This window comes from Chryseobacterium sp. AG844, from assembly GCF_003182335.1.
Taxonomy (GTDB): Bacteria; Bacteroidota; Bacteroidia; order Flavobacteriales; family Weeksellaceae; genus Chryseobacterium; species Chryseobacterium cupriresistens.
The window spans coordinates 147,790-165,992 of the sequence record NZ_QGTV01000002.1; the positions used below are offsets into that span (position 1 = coordinate 147,790).

An 18,203-nucleotide genomic window follows, 5' to 3' on the forward strand; every position below is an offset into this window, starting at 1 on the left:
TTATGAAAAAAATATTATTTGTTACATCTCTTTTGTTAGCAGCTGCAACAAATGCCCAGGTGGGTATTAATACTCCTAATCCGACTAATATGCTGGATGTGAACGGAGATCTTAACGTAGGAAAAGAATTAAGAACAGGAGGTACTGATTTACTGAAAGGTTCTGCCGGTACAGCTGGTGATATATTTCACAATAATGCGGATTTAGGTACAAATGACTGGAAAGCTATTAAAATTGCTGACGGGCAGGGAAGTATGTCTCTTTTTTCTATCAACACCGTTGCAGATAAAACAGGAATCAGCTTTTCTGGTGCCAGTGGTTCTACCAGCCCCTATGGTAATGGAGATCCTCTGACGGGAGGCTGGACTGTAATCCCAGGAACAGTAGATACATTTTCTGTTACCAACGGTACAAACAAAGCTACTTTTTCATTTCAGACCACTGTTCAGAAGACAGGTACAAATTCTGCAAGTTTTGCCTGTGGTATTTTTATAAATGATGCCCTTAGAGCAGTGAGAACGGACGTATTATTGGGGGACAGCGGTGCTTATAAGATTTTTAACCTTAATGCTACGCTTACCAATCTTACTCCCCAAAATCAGTATTCCGTTAAAGTAGCCTGTATAAAAAGGGCTATTGCAGGAACAGTACTTGGAATAGGAAGAGCGGTTGATACTGCTTTTCTCAACAGTGATATGTCGCAGTCTGTTTTGACGACATCCATATTGCAGCCTTATTAATTTTCACGATCATACAATAATAGGAAATCTAAAAACGTTATGTTTTTAGATTTTTTTTGTTTATTAACTCTATTTCTTGTGAATTTGTTCAGATAAAGTAAAGTGTATTATCAAAAATTGAATTATATTTGGACAAGCTAAAAAAATTCTATATGGTAAAAAACTATTTTTTTAAAATGTTTGCCGGTATTGCTTTTCTTGGGCTGCTGACAGCATGTACTACTACCTCTGATCCTACAGAATCCATCCCGAATCCGGATGACGGACCACCTCCTAAAAAGATTTTATCGAAGGTTAGTTCGAATAATGTTACTCAGGAAGAATATGCTACTACAGCTGTAACCGGAGATCTGCAGACTGCAGTGTCTAAAGATGAGTCTTTTAGTGGAAGTGCTTATTATACAGCAACGGTAACATACACCAATAAAAATATCACTAAAGTTAAATATGTAAGTTCAGCTGTATCCAGCCTCACTTATGAATTTAATATTGTTCCTGATGCTACAGGTAAAAAGATTTATAATGCTACTTCTACAGCCACGGGAGCAACGCCGTCTGTATCTGTTGTAAGTGACTATGCATTTACCTATAGTGCGACCACCAATAAGCTTACCAAAATTCTTGAGAAGAGAAAAGAAGGTGGAATCAGTGCCTATAACAGATTTATTGACTACAGTTTTGTGTACAATGGTGATAATGTTATTCAGGTTGTTTGTTCCAAAGGTCTGCTGGATATCAACGGAAACCCGAATATGAGTACGGCCGTAATAAGCAAGTATAGTTTCCAGAACTATGATAGTCAGAAAAGCCCGTATTCTACCTTGCCATCAGTATATTTCATCACCCGAAGTCTGATCAATCCGGCACAATTCTATAAAATATCTCCGAACAATCCCACCTCTATGTTTATAGAATTACCATCACCGGCTGCGCCTGTTAATACGGCTCAAAGCTATTCTTATGATAATCAGGGGTATGTGGTTGTTGAGAAAAATCAGAATGTAACTTTTACCTATAAAAATTTATAGTAGAAATATAGTTATTAATCTTACCAGAATATAAATAATATTACAAGTTTTAGGCAAAAAAAAATTATATTTGTCAAAAAAATAATCAATTACAAGGAAATGAAGCAAATTTTCTATTTTATTTTACTGATCGCAGGTTTCTCCTCAGTACATTCCTGCAAGGATATGCTGGATGAGGATGGAAATCCTTTGCTGGATCTTAACGAAACAGGAGGATTAAGCGGTCCCAGAGCATTATACAGAGAAATTACAGATAAAGACACCATCGCAGAATATCGTTATAGCGGGCTTCTAGTGACTAAAGTAATCACAGACAGTGCTTCTATCACTGATATTATGTACAGTGGCGATAAAATCAGCCAGATTAATTTTAACGGTTTCCTTGATCTGGACGGAAACGGAAAACTGGATAAAGACAGTGTATCATACACTCAATTGTTCACTTATGCAAACAATAACAAGCTTCAGAAGATTTCTGAAAACCGTTCAATCTTCAGAAGAACTCCGCCTGTAATACCAGGAGATCCTCCGGGACCACAGACTTTGTTGAGAAAAGAGAAAACATCTTATGAAACATTCTACAGCACTTCTACTGGTAAATTGGATTCAATCATTATGAGAAATGGAGCTGATGCTCCCGGAACACAGTTTGTCTTTACTGATTATTCAAGAACAGCTTACACTTATGTCGGGGATAATGTATCTAAAGTTTTAAGATACTACGGTAAAATGATTGGTAATTCTGGGAATAACTTTGGTGCCGTTACCGGAAAATACAGCTACGAATACTATGCATATGATGAGCAGGTAAGCCCATTCACATTGTTGCCGCATGTATATAAAATCTCAAGATTATTATCTACGATAATCAATGATAAAGAAAGTCTTATCTTGTCTCCGAACAACCCTAAGAGATGGTCGGTAACAGATCTTACACCGCCAATTCCAACACCGGTTGTAAAGAGTACCAATTACGTTTATGATCCTCAGACTTATATGACAAAAGGATATGGCGTTAATTACATCTACAAACCACAATAAAGAATTTTTTTAACAATATTCAAACTCAATCTTACTAGGATTGAGTTTTTTATTTTTTATCCCTTAATTTTGCAAAAAATTTCTGATGAAATATTTAATCGTAGGGCTTGGGAACAAAGGCTCAGAATATGAAAATACACGACATAATATAGGCTTTAAAGTAGCCGATAAAATAGCAGAAACCCTTGAAGTCTCATTCAATACATCGAATTTCGGATGGCTGGCAGAAGGAAAGCACAAAGGCAGAAAAGTTTTTGTCCTGAAACCGGACACCTATATGAACCTTTCCGGAAATGCAGTGAAATACTGGATGCAGAAAGAAAATATTCCTTTGGAGAATGTTCTTATTGTAACTGACGATCTTGCTTTACCTTTCGGGACTTTAAGATTGAAAGGAAAAGGTTCAGATGCAGGGCACAACGGACTTAAAAATATCAATGAAGTATTGCAGACTCAAAATTATGCAAGGCTTCGCTTCGGAATCTCTGCAGATTTTGCTGCCGGAAGACAGGTAGACTATGTATTAGGAACGTGGAATGAGGAAGAAGCTGAAAAGCTTACGGAAAGAATTGAAACCTTTTCCAAAGCCGCTCTTTCTTTCGTTTTTGCCGGACTGAATAATACGATGTCCACTTTTAACGGGAAATAATTTCAGAAGGGAAAAAACTGTAATGACCATATAGTTTATAGAATAAATGACTGCCTTAAAAACAAGGCAGTCATTCAATTTTATATGCTTAAGAAGATTTCTTATTTTTTTTAAAAATAATAATTTACACCAAGCTGGAAATTAGTGTTTTTTGAAGTTTCTCCAAGCCCAAACTTTAAGGTGTCAGTTAAACCAGCAATATAACGGATATTGACTCCTATATTCGGAGTAAACCTGTATCCCAGCCCAATTCCTGCTCCAAAATTAAAGGTTCTGAATGAATCTTTATTATTGCCCTTATAAGTTTGTCCATCAATATCCCCTTTTGCCTGCGCATTGACAAGAAATCCAAACTCAGGACCGGCTTCCAGATAAAATTCCGGAGTGGCATTGTATTGAAGCATTACAGGAACATTGATATAACTAAAGTTTTGCTGCATATTCTTTATTGTATAAGTGCCCATGTCATAATCACCTTTTACTTTTGCCCCCTGCTGGCTGTAAACAATCTCCGGCTGAAGATTGAATGCATCAGAAACAGGGATATTAACAAATGCTCCGGTATAAAAGCCGACTTTAGATTTCATCTCGCTTCCAGATATACCAGAAAGGTTCCCTCCTGCTTTAATACCTAATTTGGGTCCGTCTGTAGATTGTGCAAATGCCATAGTTCCTGCAACTATGCATAAGCTAAGTAATTGTTTTTTCATTAATATGTTTTTAAAAAATTATAGAGTATTATAATCAGATATTGCTGTTCACGGTATCCTTGTGAAGCTAATGTTTTTTTTCTTCAGTAAGGATGACGGTTATCACAGATACAAATTTGTACAAATGAGGTCGTTTTCACGAGTTGTGAGACGACCTCGTTTCTTTTGTGTATTTAAGAATATTCTCTTTTTTTCGCTATTTAGAAATAGTAATTCACACCTAGCTGCAAATTAGTATTTTTGGAAGATTCTTCAGCGTCATCTTTGACAATTTTAGTTAAACCGGCAATATAACGGACATTGACTCCCAGATTGGGAATGAATTTATATCCGAGGCCAATCCCTAATCCAAAATTAAACGTGTTTAATAAGCTTTTATTATCCCAGCTAAGTGATTCGCCGAGAAAATATTCTTTAGCCTTTGCATTTATAAGGAAGCCAAATTCAGGTCCTGCTTCCAGATAAAATTTAGAAGTGGCATTGTACTGAATCATTACAGGAACATTGATATAGTTAAGGATTTGCTTTATATCCTTTACAGGGATAGCTCCCAAAAGATATTTATCTTTTGCTTTTGCCCCCTGTTGGCTGTACACAACCTCCGGCTGAATAGTGAATACTTCAGAAATGGGAACATTTACAAATGCTCCGGCATAAAATCCAATTTTAGATTTAGAATCACTTCCTGTAAAGCTTGAAAGGTTCCCTCCTGCTTTAACACCAAATTTAGGTCCACTTGTTGATTGAGCAAATGCCATAGTTCCTATAACTATACATACGCTTAGTAATTGTTTTTTCATAATTATGTTTTAAAAAATGTATATTTTGATTGTGAAGCAGAGTAACTTATTTAATTATCTATAACTACATTTTTCCAATTATTTCTGCAGCTATCTTTCCATGCGTCAGGAAAGTTATTGTCATCCACTACACTTTTAGGTATTAATACATACTTCAATTTTTTATTTTTTTCCCCTTGTCTTGAAACATAGAAAAAAGGAGAATTTTTTTGCTTAAACAAGTTATCTCCAATTTGTACACTATCCATAGCTTCTCCCAAAAAAATTAAAGTATCATTTTTATGAGCTCGCTCAATGAGTACATGAGTTAAAAGATTTTTTCTTACAGCAACTTTTCTTTTTATTTTTCCTTCTATATTAGTATTGATATCATCAATAATAAATTTATCTTCCTTTTTTGGTGAATAAATCAATGAAAATAACATGAATCCTGCCAATGCTAATGCGAAAAATAAGTATAATAAATCTTTTATTTTCATTTAAAATAATTGTTTTAATAATGTATAATCTGACCAAAATACCTTTCCTCCTACATTTACCCCATGTCCAATTCCAGTAGCAATATTGATCCAGGTAGTTTTGCTTTTTTGCCCAGGCCATAATTCTCCATCATTTGTTCTATTTCCCCAAGATTTTGAGTATCCCCAGACTCCTACTCCAAAAGCATGTCCTGAAGATTTGCCAGCATATCCCAACGCATTAAAGTTTTTCTTATCATTATCAACGTACATTGAATAAAATTTGCTGGCACCTATTGATCCCTCTAATCCAGTATTTCCTCCTTTATAGCCATAAATAAATCCATTTCCGGCATCACCACCAGCTATAAAATAAACAAATGCAAGTCCTCCATTAGGTCCTCCACCCATTGTGGCGCTATAATCTAAACTAAAACCAACAGCATGAGCTCCCATTTTTTCATATTTTTTCAAATTAATAGTTATTGGAGTTCCTAATTCAAAATCTGTATCTAAGCTTACATCTTTATTGATTGTCTTAGATATAATGCGATATAAAATTTGTTTTTTATTGTTTCTAATAATTATATCTTCTTCACCATAAATATCTTGAGGTGAAATAATATATTTATATCCTGTATAAATTATCTCTGTAGAAGTAACTTTATTGGTAAATAAATTACCAGAATAAGATATTCCTCCAACTGCACCGCCTAAGAAATTACCTCCGGTAAACGCAGAGTTCAGCCCTCCCGAAACAATACTCGGCAGCACAAACTTAATAGCTCCAGGGTTACTTGCAATAGTACCCAGTGTTCCCGAAATGGCCATACCACCAATAACACCTCCCAATACCGCACTCCATGACTTTTGCCAATCCCACTTGCCCGGATTCCAGTTTCCACCATTGGCAGCAACACCGTTTAGGTATCCTCCAATAAATGCACCTGCAAGCATCATCCAGAATTCTCCATCAGGGTCATTATATATCAGAGGGTTATTCATCACATACCCGTACTTATTATAGTTCTGAGTATTTGTAGGATCCTGTATATTTTCATCCGCATTTAAGAATTTTCTAAGAAGAGGATCATACAATCTTCCATTCATGTGGATAATGCCTACGCTCATAAAATGCTCGTGTCCTGTATACCCACGGTTAATAAGAAGATCCTTCGACAGGCTCAGGATGACATCTCTAGTAGTATTAATCGCGCCGTTTCCGATCTTCAGGTGGGTAAGATTACCCCAGGCATCATAGTGCCTTTGTTCCAGTTTGTTTCCAGCCTGGTCCGATATCGCGAGGATACTGCCTATATAATCTTTGTGCAAAAATTTATAAGAACCGCTGCTCTCTTCAAAGTTTTTCAAATATACAATATCAGACTCATACGGTGTACCTTCCACATATAAAATATGCTTTTCTTTTCCGCTTATAAGATCTGTTACAACTTCGAAGCTGCCATCTTCATTATAAAATTTTGTAAACGTACTTTGCCATGTATAGGTAGGTTTGGGTCCAGGTACCGGAGACTGTTTTAATTCTATAATGTCTACACGTTGCCTCATGCTGCTTAATCCATAATCAAAGCTTATACGAGCCTTTTCTCCATCTATTTGTACAGGGTCATTATTCTCATTGTAAACAACGGTCTGGATAAGATCATCATTATAATTTTGTGTTCCTGCAGCATTCAGAGTCATTCCGGTAGTCTGATAAATTTTAGTGGAATTTTCAAATTTCATTGTACCCACCTGATCATTCTCCATTATTCTGCCTTTAATGTCGTAAATATTTCTATTTGCAGGAGACTTGATTCCTGTAACCGGATTGCTCCAGTTGATAAGACGGTTATTATCGTCATAATCAAAATTTTCAGAAATGCTGAAATCTCCTCCGGTGGTTCTGCTTTTAAGTTCATTTTTAATAGCATCAAACGAATAAGACAATTGCAGAATGGAAGGCTTTACCGCTGATGAATGATTGGTACTGGCCAGAAAGCCATTTGCATCATATGTATTGGTAATATTCGCAGCTCCCAGCTTCGAGGTCAGTACTTGCCCCATCGCATTGGTGGTCTGCAGCTCCCAGAGAACTTTTCCGGTCGTTTTATCCTTTATTTGAGATAGTTCCCCATTCCAGGTATTGTAAATATTTTCAATGGCAACTAAAGTAGTGATCCCGGATTGCAGTTCTTTTTCATAGGATACTACCCTGTTTTTATTGTCATAAATAATATTTTTATGTTTATAATATCTGCTGTTGCTGTTTTCTGTAGAAGATGACAGCCTTCCTTGCGGATCATATGTAAGACTGGTACTGAACGAATTGCCTTTAGAAACTCCGGATTTTGAAATAAGCATTCCTTTGTTGTTATAGGCAAAAGAAATTGTTTTGTTTGTTGCCTGGCCACCATCTGTAGTTGAAAGTTCTTTCTGGGAAACCAGCTGGCCCAGATTATTGTAGGTGTATTCTTTCGTTCCTTTCGGGCTTATCACTTTCTTAGTTTGTCCCAACCCGTCATACTCATATTTGTACAGCCCGTTGGAAGGATCGTTGAATTCAGCTTTCCTGCCCCATACATCATACAGTGTGGTAACCGTATTTTCGGCATACTGGGCTTTTACCTGCTCTCCGGCTGCGTTATACGAAAATTTTATCGTTCCTCCTTTATCGGTGGAAGAAATTACATTTCCTAAAGCATCAGCCGTTCTGGTAGTCGTTCTTCCATAATCTGCAGTATTGGATTCTTTTACAGAAGTTGTCAATCCGGAAATAGTGGTTTCTGTTTGTTTTCCTGTAAATGCTGTAGCCGTTACCTTCGCAGGATATACGGAATCATCATAGTCAATGGTATTCCATTTGTTGGCACTTTGCCCTTCGAAATACGGTTCGGACTCCTTGATCTTTCTTCCGAAAACATCGTACTGCGTTTCCCTCGAAATATATTGTCCCGACCCAAAAGCCTTAGTCGTTGTCTTATATACCTGTCCAAGTTTGTTGGTCAATGTTTTAGAGATATTACCATCCGGTTCACTCCTGGTTACCGTTACATTGTCGTTGGAATCTTTATCATAAGAATAAACGGTAACACCTTGAAGACTGCTTTCAGAGGTAAGGATTTTCCCCCAATTATCATAAGTACTTACAACAACATTTCCCATTGGGTCCGTCTGGCTTGTTACCTGCCCCCAGTCACCATACTCAAACTCGGTTTCCAGCCCTAAATGATCTGTTTTCTTCACAACGAATCTTCCGGTAGGATCGTACTGTGAAGTGGTTGTACGGGTCTGGGAATCTATGCTGTTAGAAAGTGTTTTTCCGTTGATATTTCCAAAACCGTCATAGCTGTAGGTTTCAAGAATATTTCCCGTATTGTTTCTGTTCCATTTTTTCAGCGTTTTTACTCGGTTATTTTCATAGGTATATTCCTCTTTGCCGGACTGGTTGTCTCCGTAAGCCTGGTGGGTTTCTGTTTTAGACTTCAGACGTCCAATATAATAACCACTGCCACTTCCCGAAGGGTTATGCTGATACTCAAATACGGAAGTGGTCACTCCATAGGTGTCATTAACCTTGGAATCTATTTTCAGCGGAAGGTAGTACTGCTCGTAAATAATATTGTCTTCTTTAACCGTTCCGGTTAAGAAATCTTTGACTCTTGTTCTGGCCGGTAAAATGACTGTTACCACCTTTGGCTTGTCTGCATCAGAAACAGAGGTTACCTGCTGCCCATTCAATAGCTTAATAGTCTGGTAAACGGTAGATTTTAAACTCAGAAGCTGGGAGTTATTTTCTGAGAGATCATCAGGAAAAACCATTGCTTCGTCACCAGTATATTTTACCGTCCACTCTTTTAATGGAACACCATCATTCAAAGGATCAGTTTCTACTCCTGACCAGATTATGGTACTCGGAAGTCGCCAATTGTACCAGGAAGATCTCGCCATTTTCTTAAAACCAACCATTCCTTTCCCTAAAATATTGGCTGTAAGCCCTCTGTATCTGAAAACCCGTCTTAACTTCACCTTTTCAGGGTCAGAAAAGGTCTGTTCGGGTCTTAATGGGGTTTGGGTCATTTCAGAAACTACATATATGCCATAAGACTGGTTAATTTCAACATAAGGATAGTTTTCAGTTTTGATTGGCTTATACAGTTCACTATTGTTTCCCAGAAACTTATAAAAAAATTCTGTGGTTATTCCTCCCTGCTCGATCGTTTTGATATGAGTTTCTCGTCCCATGTCTATATAATAGCTGGAGGCAACCTCCTGCTCATTGTTAAAACCATAATTTTCTCCATTCATAGAAACTAGCATGACGCTTTTGAGCATTCCTCCGGTCCACTGGTCTACAGCAAGCCCTACAACATCCCTGCGGGTTGGTTGTAATTCAGCGGTTGTATAATATTGACCGTTGAGATATACGGCTTCATTCCAGGCACCATAAACATTGGCCATAGCGGGAAGTTCCCCGGCAGAAGTAGAAAGTATCTTTACATTTGATGTGTAATTTCTCCTATATTTATATCCTGGTTGGGCACCGTCCTGGACAGCATCGTAAAGATAGCTTCGGCCTCCTTCCAGCATCACAAGCTCGGTTTTTCCGTCATTGTTAATATCATAAGCCACAAAAGTCCTTGGATTAGCAACAAAAATATTATTAGTTTGAGGGTTAGTTGTAACCCTTCGGGTGGGCTCTGGACGGTAGAAAACTTTGCCCTCTTCCTTAAAGCCATTGCCTTTGGATGTATAGAGGTACCAAATGGCCGAAGTGGCAGTGCCCGGCATCATCAGATCACTAAGACCATCCCCGTTATAATCTCCTACAACGGTATTTTGCCAGTAGCCCTTAATCGTTTCATCATTGGCTGGCTTAAATGGAGCTATAAAGGATCCATACTTTCCCAGAGAATTTTTCTGGAAAGTAATCAGGAGGGGTTTTAAGTCCTGGCTGAGTTTCATAAAGTCAAAAATACCATCGCCATTGAAGTCTCCAGACCAGTATTGCTTAAATACATCCTGATCTATCTTGTCATAATCAGGATAAAGCTCCAGCGGATAATACCACCCGTTACCCTGGATAGATTCATCAGGATCTACTACATAATATCTTTTTACATCCTCGCAGGTGTGAGGCAGCTTACCCGTAGTAATACCTATAAGCTGGCATGTCTTGTCGTTGAGCACTAAAACAATTTCACTTAATCCATCACCATTAAAGTCCACACTCTTTATCCCTGCAACGGTTGTCCTTATTCCGTCCTGTGTTGTTCCTGTGGAATAATCATAATCGATACCCGGAATGGTTTTGGTATAGTCCAGTACCAGCTGGTTATTTTCCGAAAGACCATAGAATGAAAGTACCAGGTCTGATTTGGAAGTAGCAGGATTAAGCACCTGTTTTTTAAGCACGAATCCCTGCCGGTTACGGATAAGATTTCCCTTTCTAAGATTAACAACGGCGGCATTGCTAACTCCTGTTACGATATTGCCTACATATGTAATGGCAGCTTCATTGTCGGAGGCATGTTTCAAATAATTATTATAAAGATAGAGTCCTACCTGTGGTATATTGTTTGAGGTTTGGGAGTGATATCTTAATACATCAAGATATCCATCACCATTAAAATCTCCCACTACATCATTGGCATCAGGTCTTATCGTATACGAATTGCTCCAATTACTATTTTTAAAAATGGATTCTTCATAGGTGAACTTTACAGGATTAGCCTCTTCATTATTACTGTTTGATACGGAGATCTTATCAATTAACTTATATTGACTGTCACTATGGTTCCTGTAAGCAATATTGTATTTCTTATATTGCTTGCTATTGGATAAGACCACAATAGACTGAAGAATTTTCGACTGGGAAAAAAGATTTCCCTTGATGTAGGCAGTTTCCGGATATGGCCTTGTTGTAAAATTAAAATTAATTTTATTGATATGGTTTGTACCCATGTTTTCATTTCCTCCCCACTCAATACTACTGATTACAGAAACATTATCCTCGGAAGTATAATTATAGGTAATATAATTTCCATCCGTATCCCTTGTTTTCACTATATTATAGTCAATCGGTGTTCTGGCCTGGCTGTTTCCCGAAGCTGTAGCTCCGTACCAGGTTTGTGAACCGTCAGGAGAGGTCACCTCCCAATATTCCGGTCCCTGCCAGCTTTGTCCGGTAATGCTTCCTATAGATTTAATTCTTAGGTTAGAATATTTCTCTGTAACATACTCTGCGCCTTCTTTCCCATATTCTCCGAACTTCAATATTAACCGCTGACCGTTAAAGCTGTAGTAATCTGAAAAATCCAATTGTACGCCTTTGGTAATACCATCCTTTTCAAGTGTTTTCCCTACTCTTGATATTGAGCTAAGCCCCGTAATATTCCAACCATAGCCTGCCAGACCATTTCCACCACCACTTACATAGACCAAACTGATACCAGGAGCTGCATTTTTGACTCCCGGAGGAAGATCAATAGGAAGCGTATACTGGAGCTGCCCTGCCCCTGTAACATCTGCATTCCCTTTGGTGTCATGAAATTTCGGAGTCGTTGTCTGCGAAAAACAGAATACATATATAAAAGATAATACGAGCGATGAAAATAGCTGTATTTTGTTATTGTACTTTTTCATAGCCATTACCTTTTAGTGATGTTTTTACTGAAAATTCTTCCATCTTTCAGGGTAAAGCGCAGTACATACACGCCCCAATCATATCCTGACATATTAATTTTTAGCTGCCTGTTAAGACCAGGAATATTCTGCTGCTGGAATTTCCAATGAATTGTGCTATGCTGATAGAGAGAAACAGATTCTATAAGTTTGTCTGTTTCCTCTGTCCAATCGATAGTAAAAAAATCATTTACTGGAACTGGGTACAAACGAATCTGTTTCCAGAAGTCTTTCTCATCTAATAATACCTGGGTGTTAGTTGATGGAGCTGCTTTACGCTGTATTGCTGTTTTAACAAAATTATCGGGTCCCCGATAGCGTTGATTGCCCGCTTCGTCATATTTAAAATAAACTTCGATTTGTTGGGCATAGGACATGCCTATCCCAGTGCATAATAATGCACTTAAATAAATTTTCTTCATGGGTAATTTTTATAAGAATTAGTGTTTAGTATTTATTCCAAATGAGGAATATCCCTATTACTTTGGGATTACAGGATAAGGCTTATCCTGACAGGAAGATTTTTTTCATAGCTTGTGTTTTTAGCGTATAATACTATAATCCGGCTACAAAGCAGGATATCGCAATACAATAGTCTTTATGGGACACTAAGGCTGAAGCCCTGCACAAACAATTAGAGAGATATCCTTGATTGTTGTGCATACAAGAAATTAATTAGAGGAATATAATTTCTTTTTCTCTTGTTAATTTTTAATACACATTAATTTAAATTACTAAAAAGTAAAACTGCAGTGTTTGAGGTATGTTTTATAATAAAAATTTCAGGTTATAGTCTTTTTTTTTGAGATATAAGTTTTAGTTTTTTTAGTTTCAAAGCTATAGCTTATAATAGCTACAAATCATGTCGTATCTTTTTTCTTTAAAAAGAAACGAAACTGCAATATATAATTAATCTTCAATAATTAAAATTAAATCTCTTTGAAATGAAATATATTGCTGTTTAAGCCAATTTATTGACAAGATAGGTTTATAATTATCTTATTTTATGATGATATATGATAAAAAATAAATGCCACCGGAATTCCGGTGACATTTTCTGTAAATTATAATTGAATTTTAAAAAAATATTACTTTTTACAACCAGGTTACTGCACCTGTTTCAACGTCATAATTGGCTCCCACGATTTTAATTTTACCCTCAGTTTCAAGATTTTTAAGTGTTGAACTTTGCTTACGGATATCTTCAATCGCACTTCTTACGTTTTGCTGATTAAGCCTTTCAAGAAGCGAGCTGTTTTTTGATGAACGTTCTTCGTTTTCTTCAATGATTTCATTGATAATCGGGTTGAAATGGTTGATAAGGTGGTTTAGGTTATCCATTCCCAGTCCTTCAATTTGTGCGGCATCAAGGCCTCCTTTCAACGCCCCGCATTTGGTGTGTCCTAATACTACAATAAGCTTGGAACCGGCAACATTACAACCAAATTCCATGGATCCCAGAATGTCCTGATTCACAAAGTTACCGGCAATTCTGATACTAAAGATGTCTCCCAATCCCTGGTCGAAGATAAGTTCTGCAGAAGTACGGCTGTCTATACAGCTTAAAACTACTGCAAATGGCCACTGCCCCTCACGTGTTGCATTCACTTGTTCAAGAAGGTCTCTGTTTGCTTTAAGGTTGTTTACAAATCTCTGGTTTCCTTCTTTTAAGAATTCCAATGCTTTCTCAGGGGTAATAGTAGACTGGGTTTCGTATGTATGCGCTTTCATATTTTTTATTGTTTTCAAATTTAAAGTTAAAAAAATTAATTAATTATTGAGATTACATGGCTCTTTTGTGAGTCACAAGAATATGGGAATCCTGACTTCTTTCGTAATCTCTGTATGAAGTTTTAAAGCCTATCAGTTCTACATTGATGTCTTGTTCCTTTGCGCGGATATTGGCAAAATCCTGGATCATTTCCAGTACATCGGTGGCAATATAGGATGTACTTCTTGCATCAATGATTACTGTAGAATTGGGTTTTATATTTTTAAGAGTTTTTTTGATGGCTGCCTTATTTAAAAATGATACTTCTTCAGCAAGCTTGATATTGATTCCATCAGCGTCATCCAATCTTTCTCTGCTTAAATAATAAGCTCTTTTCATATTTCCCTGAAGAATATAGAAAACGGAGATGGCAAGACCAATTCCTACTCCTTTTAGCAGATCTGTTGCCACTACAGCTACAACGGTTGCTACAAATGGAATAAACTGGAATTTTCCTAAGTGCCAGAAATGTTTGAACGTAGCCGGCTTTGCCAGTTTATATCCTACTAAAATTAATACCGCAGCCAGTGTAGCTAATGGAATTAAATTGAGAACAACAGGAATGGAAAGAACACAGATCAATAAGAAGACTCCATGAATGATTGCCGAGATTTTTGAGGTGGCCCCTGCATTGGCATTCGCAGAACTTCTTACCACAACAGAAGTCATTGGAAGTCCGCCAATAAAAGAACTTACAAGGTTCCCGATTCCCTGGGCCTTAAGCTCAAGATTGGTATCTGTAATTCTTCTCTGTCTGTCTAACCGGTCTGAGGCTTCAATACAAAGTAATGTTTCAATAGAGGCCACAATCGCAATTGTTGCTCCTACGATCCATACTTTTGGATTAGTGAAACCATTAAAGTCCGGAGTCGTGATCAGATTTTTAAAATCATCAAAAGACTGTGGAACCGGCAAGGAAACCAAATGCTGGGTTTCGATAGCCAGAGAGCTTCCGGACATCTTAAAGAGTTGATTCAAAAGAATACTTATAATTACGGCAACCAACGCTCCCGGAAGCATTTTCATTCTTTTCAGTACATGGATTTTGTCCCATGCGATAAGGATTGCTACAGAAACCAGTGTAATAACAATGGCTCCCGGATGGATCGCTCCCAATAATTCTGTAAAATATCCAAAATTCAGGCCGTTATCAAAAATAGATTCATGGCCTTCATAATCTTTATCGAATCCTAAAGCATGCGGAATCTGTTTTAAAATAATAATGATTCCTATGGCTGCCAGCATTCCTTCAATAACATTATTAGGGAAATAGTTGGAAATACTTCCGGCTCTTACAAACCCTAAAACCAATTGAATAAGTCCTGCAATGATCCCTGCACAAAGGAAAAGTTCAAATGCGCCAAGATCTGTAATTGCTGTTAAAACGATAGCTGTCAGACCTGCAGCGGGCCCGGAAACTGAAATATTTGAATTACTGATTGTTCCTACTACCAGGCCGCCTACGATACCGGCAATAATACCGGATAATGGTGGAGCACCTGATGCTAAAGCAATTCCTAAACACAACGGAAGTGCTACTAAAAATACCACGAGTCCTGAAGGAAAATTTTCCTTGATTCCTCCTATTAATGATGTCTTTTTCATAATGTGAAGCTGTAAGGTATAGCCGGCTTATTTGTTTTTAAATAAGTCAGTTATAAAAAGTTGAGAAAAAATAATTTTTAATGTACATGAGTCTCCGATATCAAAAAATGATATGGAAATCGTATCAAAAAAATCTAACTATAGGTGTTACGCTTCCGGAGGGGGAGAAAATATAGTAAGTAATGGTGAAAGATGAAAAGAATCATCAATCAGAACAAAAGACATACCCTGAACATCAGGTTCTGAAAACTTCAGATAATCGAACACATCTAAAGGTTTCGGAATGGTCTTTTCGTAAACAATGAATGAGGATGGGTGAGAATGAGGCTCTTCTTCATTGATTATTACATTCGTTCTTGCAATATCCCAGCCCGCCACCGCAGCAATGCCCGGCAGCGCTGTAAAATTCAGAAAAAACGTTAATACAATAATACTCCAGAATTTCATTTTACCTTCTTTTTAGAAAAACTATTTAGTCTTTCTGCTCATTACCCAATCTGAACCTGTAAGATTATAGATCTTTTGGATATCTTTTAAGATTTTCTCAAAATCAATCTCCAGATCAATGATTTTACCTGTTCTAAGGTCAAATACCCAGCCGTGAACAATAGGATACTCTTCTAAAATGTATCTTTCCTGTACACAGGCCATTTTGATCACATTGATGCACTGCTCCTGAACATTAAGTTCTACAAGTCTGTCATAACGTTTGCCTTCGTCCTCAATAGAATCCAGTTCTGCCTGATGAAGTCTGTACACATCACGAATGGTTCTCAGCCATGGATTCAATAATCCCAGATCCTGAGGTGTCATCGCTGCTTTTACACCGCCACAGTTGTAATGTCCGCAGACAATAATATGTTTTACTTTCAGATGTTCTACAGCGTATTGAATAACTGCTGTGGAACTCATATCTAAAGTATTAACAACATTGGCGATGTTTCTGTAAACAAAAACTTCTCCGGGTTTTGCTCCCATCAACTCTTCTGCGGTAGCCCTGCTATCCGAACATCCGATATACAGATAATCAGGATGCTGAGTTTTGGCAAGTTCATGGAAGAAATCCGGATCTTCAGCTACTTTGGACTCTACCCATTTTTTATTGTTTTCGAAAATAACCTCGTACGATTGAGACATAATTTTAAAATATATAATTATTTATTTCGTTTAAATTATTTCCAAAATCAATAGACTAAATCAATAATTATGCAAAAATATAATTTTTGTTAAATAATAAATCACTTTTAACAAAGTTTAATATTAAAATATGCTTAAAATCATATTCACTATTCCAATATTATTTGTAGTACAGCTATTGAGGAAATCCAAACGTTTAAAAGCAGGATAAAATTACGAAGTATAATTTAAAATTTGTGATTTATGAATTAAAATATTCTTAATTCTTGAGGCAATATGAATTATTTTTGCTGAAATAGTTAATAAAAAGACTTTGTATATGTCAAAAAATAAATAATTTAAAGCTCTGATTAATTTATCTATCTAATGTCTGATTTTGGTCTGCAGTCTTTACCATCTGCTTTTTATCTGGCAGGAGTATTCATTGCCTGTTTCTCTTCATTTCTGATTGCAGGGAAACGTAAGAAGATAATGGCTGATTATATTCTGGCAGCATGGTTTCTGATTATAGGAATACATCTTATCTTATTTTTGTTATTTTTTTCCGGCAGCTATATAAAGTTTCCTTATTTTCTGGGCTATGAAGTTATCTTTCCCTTTATTCATGGCCCAATGTTATATATGTATGTTTTGTGTGTTACAGGAAAAGCACCGGGCAAAAAGATCTGGCTTCTGCACTTTGTTCCCGTTTTGATTGTCCTGGTGATGCTGTTCAAATTATTGATTTTGTCTCCATGGGACAGGCTTGCCATTTATCAAAGCGGAAGCAGCCAATACAAAATGATAAGCAGTATTCTCAAATATATGATGATACTATCCGGAATAGTATATATTGCATTAAGTTTTTTTGCCGTCAGAAGGTATACAAGAGAGATTACTGACCAATTTTCAAATACAGAGAAAATTAATCTAAAATGGCTGTATTATCTTATTACCGGATTAGCTTTGATATGGATTGCCGTGATGACCAGAAATGATATTCTTATTTTTTTCATCGTTGTTCTGTTTATCGTTGCCGCCGCATATTTTGGGATCAGCCGTGTTGGAATTCTGAACTTACCTTTAATAGAAGTCAATGTAAATGGAGTAGAGATGGATGATGAAGCGGTAAAGTATCAGAAGAATTCTCCGGGAGAGGAGGTGATCATAGCTGTTTATGAAAAGCTTGTTTATCAAATGGAGAAAGAAAGGCTTTATAAAGATCCTGAGCTGAATCTGAATCATACTGCCGAATTACTGAAAGTTCATCCTAATATACTCTCTCAGGCAATTAATTCGATTGAAAATAAAAATTTTTATGATTATATCAATCGTCAGAGGATTGAAGAATTTAAAAGGATAGCAGTACTTCCTGAAAACAGAAAATATACCATTCTTTCATTAGCATTTGAGAGTGGATTTAATTCTAAAACGTCGTTTAACCGGAATTTTAAAAAGTATATGAACTGTTCGCCCAGAGATTTTTTAAAGAGCCAAAGCATAGAGATTGAGATGTGATGATTGGTCTGATGATAAGATATATCGTTTAATCATAATGGTTTACAAGTATGTTCCACCTTTCATTTTGGGACAATCGATGC

Annotated in this window: 14 protein-coding genes; 5 read left to right on the forward strand and 9 right to left on the reverse strand. The window is 36.8% G+C overall.

Annotated elements, in window-relative coordinates:
* Positions 1–2: 2 nt before the first annotated feature.
* From DEU40_RS02735 to pth, 4 genes are all read left to right on the forward strand, one after another.
* Positions 3–740 carry a hypothetical protein gene (locus tag DEU40_RS02735; RefSeq protein WP_110008428.1) on the forward strand — a complete coding sequence of 246 codons (738 nt, stop codon included), beginning with the start codon at positions 3–5 and terminating at the stop codon, positions 738–740.
* Between the two features lie 152 nt (positions 741–892).
* Positions 893–1,768: a hypothetical protein gene (locus tag DEU40_RS02740; protein WP_110008429.1), complete on the forward strand. Its 876-nt coding sequence runs from the start codon at positions 893–895 to the stop codon at positions 1,766–1,768.
* A gap of 99 nt (positions 1,769–1,867) precedes the next feature.
* Positions 1,868–2,809, forward strand: a complete 942-nt coding sequence (locus DEU40_RS02745) for a hypothetical protein (protein WP_110008430.1) — start codon at positions 1,868–1,870, stop codon at positions 2,807–2,809.
* A gap of 85 nt (positions 2,810–2,894) precedes the next feature.
* On the forward strand, positions 2,895–3,458 hold the full coding sequence (gene pth, locus DEU40_RS02750; RefSeq protein WP_110008431.1) for an aminoacyl-tRNA hydrolase: 564 nt from the start codon (positions 2,895–2,897) through the stop codon (positions 3,456–3,458).
* 110 nt (positions 3,459–3,568) lie between these two features.
* On the opposite strand, the gene DEU40_RS02755 is transcribed toward pth, so the two are convergent.
* The 9 genes from DEU40_RS02755 to DEU40_RS02795 all read right to left on the reverse strand — a co-directional run bounded on the left by DEU40_RS02755 (position 3,569) and on the right by DEU40_RS02795 (position 16,623).
* Positions 3,569–4,168 (reverse strand): porin family protein, encoded by a 600-nt coding sequence (locus DEU40_RS02755; protein ID WP_110008432.1) that lies wholly within the window; start codon positions 4,166–4,168, stop codon positions 3,569–3,571.
* 200 nt (positions 4,169–4,368) lie between these two features.
* Positions 4,369–4,968 (reverse strand): porin family protein, encoded by a 600-nt coding sequence (locus tag DEU40_RS02760; RefSeq protein ID WP_110008433.1) that lies wholly within the window; start codon positions 4,966–4,968, stop codon positions 4,369–4,371.
* Between the two features lie 50 nt (positions 4,969–5,018).
* Complete coding sequence (locus DEU40_RS02765) at positions 5,019–5,447, reverse strand: hypothetical protein (RefSeq protein ID WP_110008434.1); 429 nt, start codon at positions 5,445–5,447, stop codon at positions 5,019–5,021.
* A complete protein-coding gene (locus DEU40_RS02770; RefSeq protein ID WP_181397927.1) occupies positions 5,448–12,071 on the reverse strand; it encodes an RHS repeat-associated core domain-containing protein in 6,624 nt (2,207 codons plus the stop codon).
* Positions 12,072–12,076: 5 nt separating this feature from the next.
* Positions 12,077–12,532: a hypothetical protein gene (locus DEU40_RS02775; protein WP_110008436.1), complete on the reverse strand. Its 456-nt coding sequence runs from the start codon at positions 12,530–12,532 to the stop codon at positions 12,077–12,079.
* A gap of 673 nt (positions 12,533–13,205) precedes the next feature.
* Positions 13,206–13,841, reverse strand: a complete 636-nt coding sequence (locus DEU40_RS02780) for a carbonic anhydrase (protein ID WP_110008437.1) — start codon at positions 13,839–13,841, stop codon at positions 13,206–13,208.
* A 52-nt stretch (positions 13,842–13,893) separates the two neighbouring features.
* Positions 13,894–15,486, reverse strand: coding sequence for a SulP family inorganic anion transporter (locus DEU40_RS02785; protein ID WP_110008438.1), 1,593 nt, complete (start codon positions 15,484–15,486; stop codon positions 13,894–13,896).
* A 147-nt stretch (positions 15,487–15,633) separates the two neighbouring features.
* A complete protein-coding gene (locus DEU40_RS02790; protein ID WP_076595975.1) occupies positions 15,634–15,933 on the reverse strand; it encodes a hypothetical protein in 300 nt (99 codons plus the stop codon).
* Between the two features lie 21 nt (positions 15,934–15,954).
* Positions 15,955–16,623, reverse strand: a complete 669-nt coding sequence (locus DEU40_RS02795; protein ID WP_110008439.1) for a carbonic anhydrase — start codon at positions 16,621–16,623, stop codon at positions 15,955–15,957.
* A 366-nt stretch (positions 16,624–16,989) separates the two neighbouring features.
* Between DEU40_RS02795 and DEU40_RS02800 the strand changes: the two genes are divergently transcribed.
* Positions 16,990–18,120 (forward strand): AraC family transcriptional regulator, encoded by a 1,131-nt coding sequence (locus DEU40_RS02800; RefSeq protein ID WP_110008440.1) that lies wholly within the window; start codon positions 16,990–16,992, stop codon positions 18,118–18,120.
* The last annotated feature ends 83 nt before the right edge of the window (positions 18,121–18,203 follow it).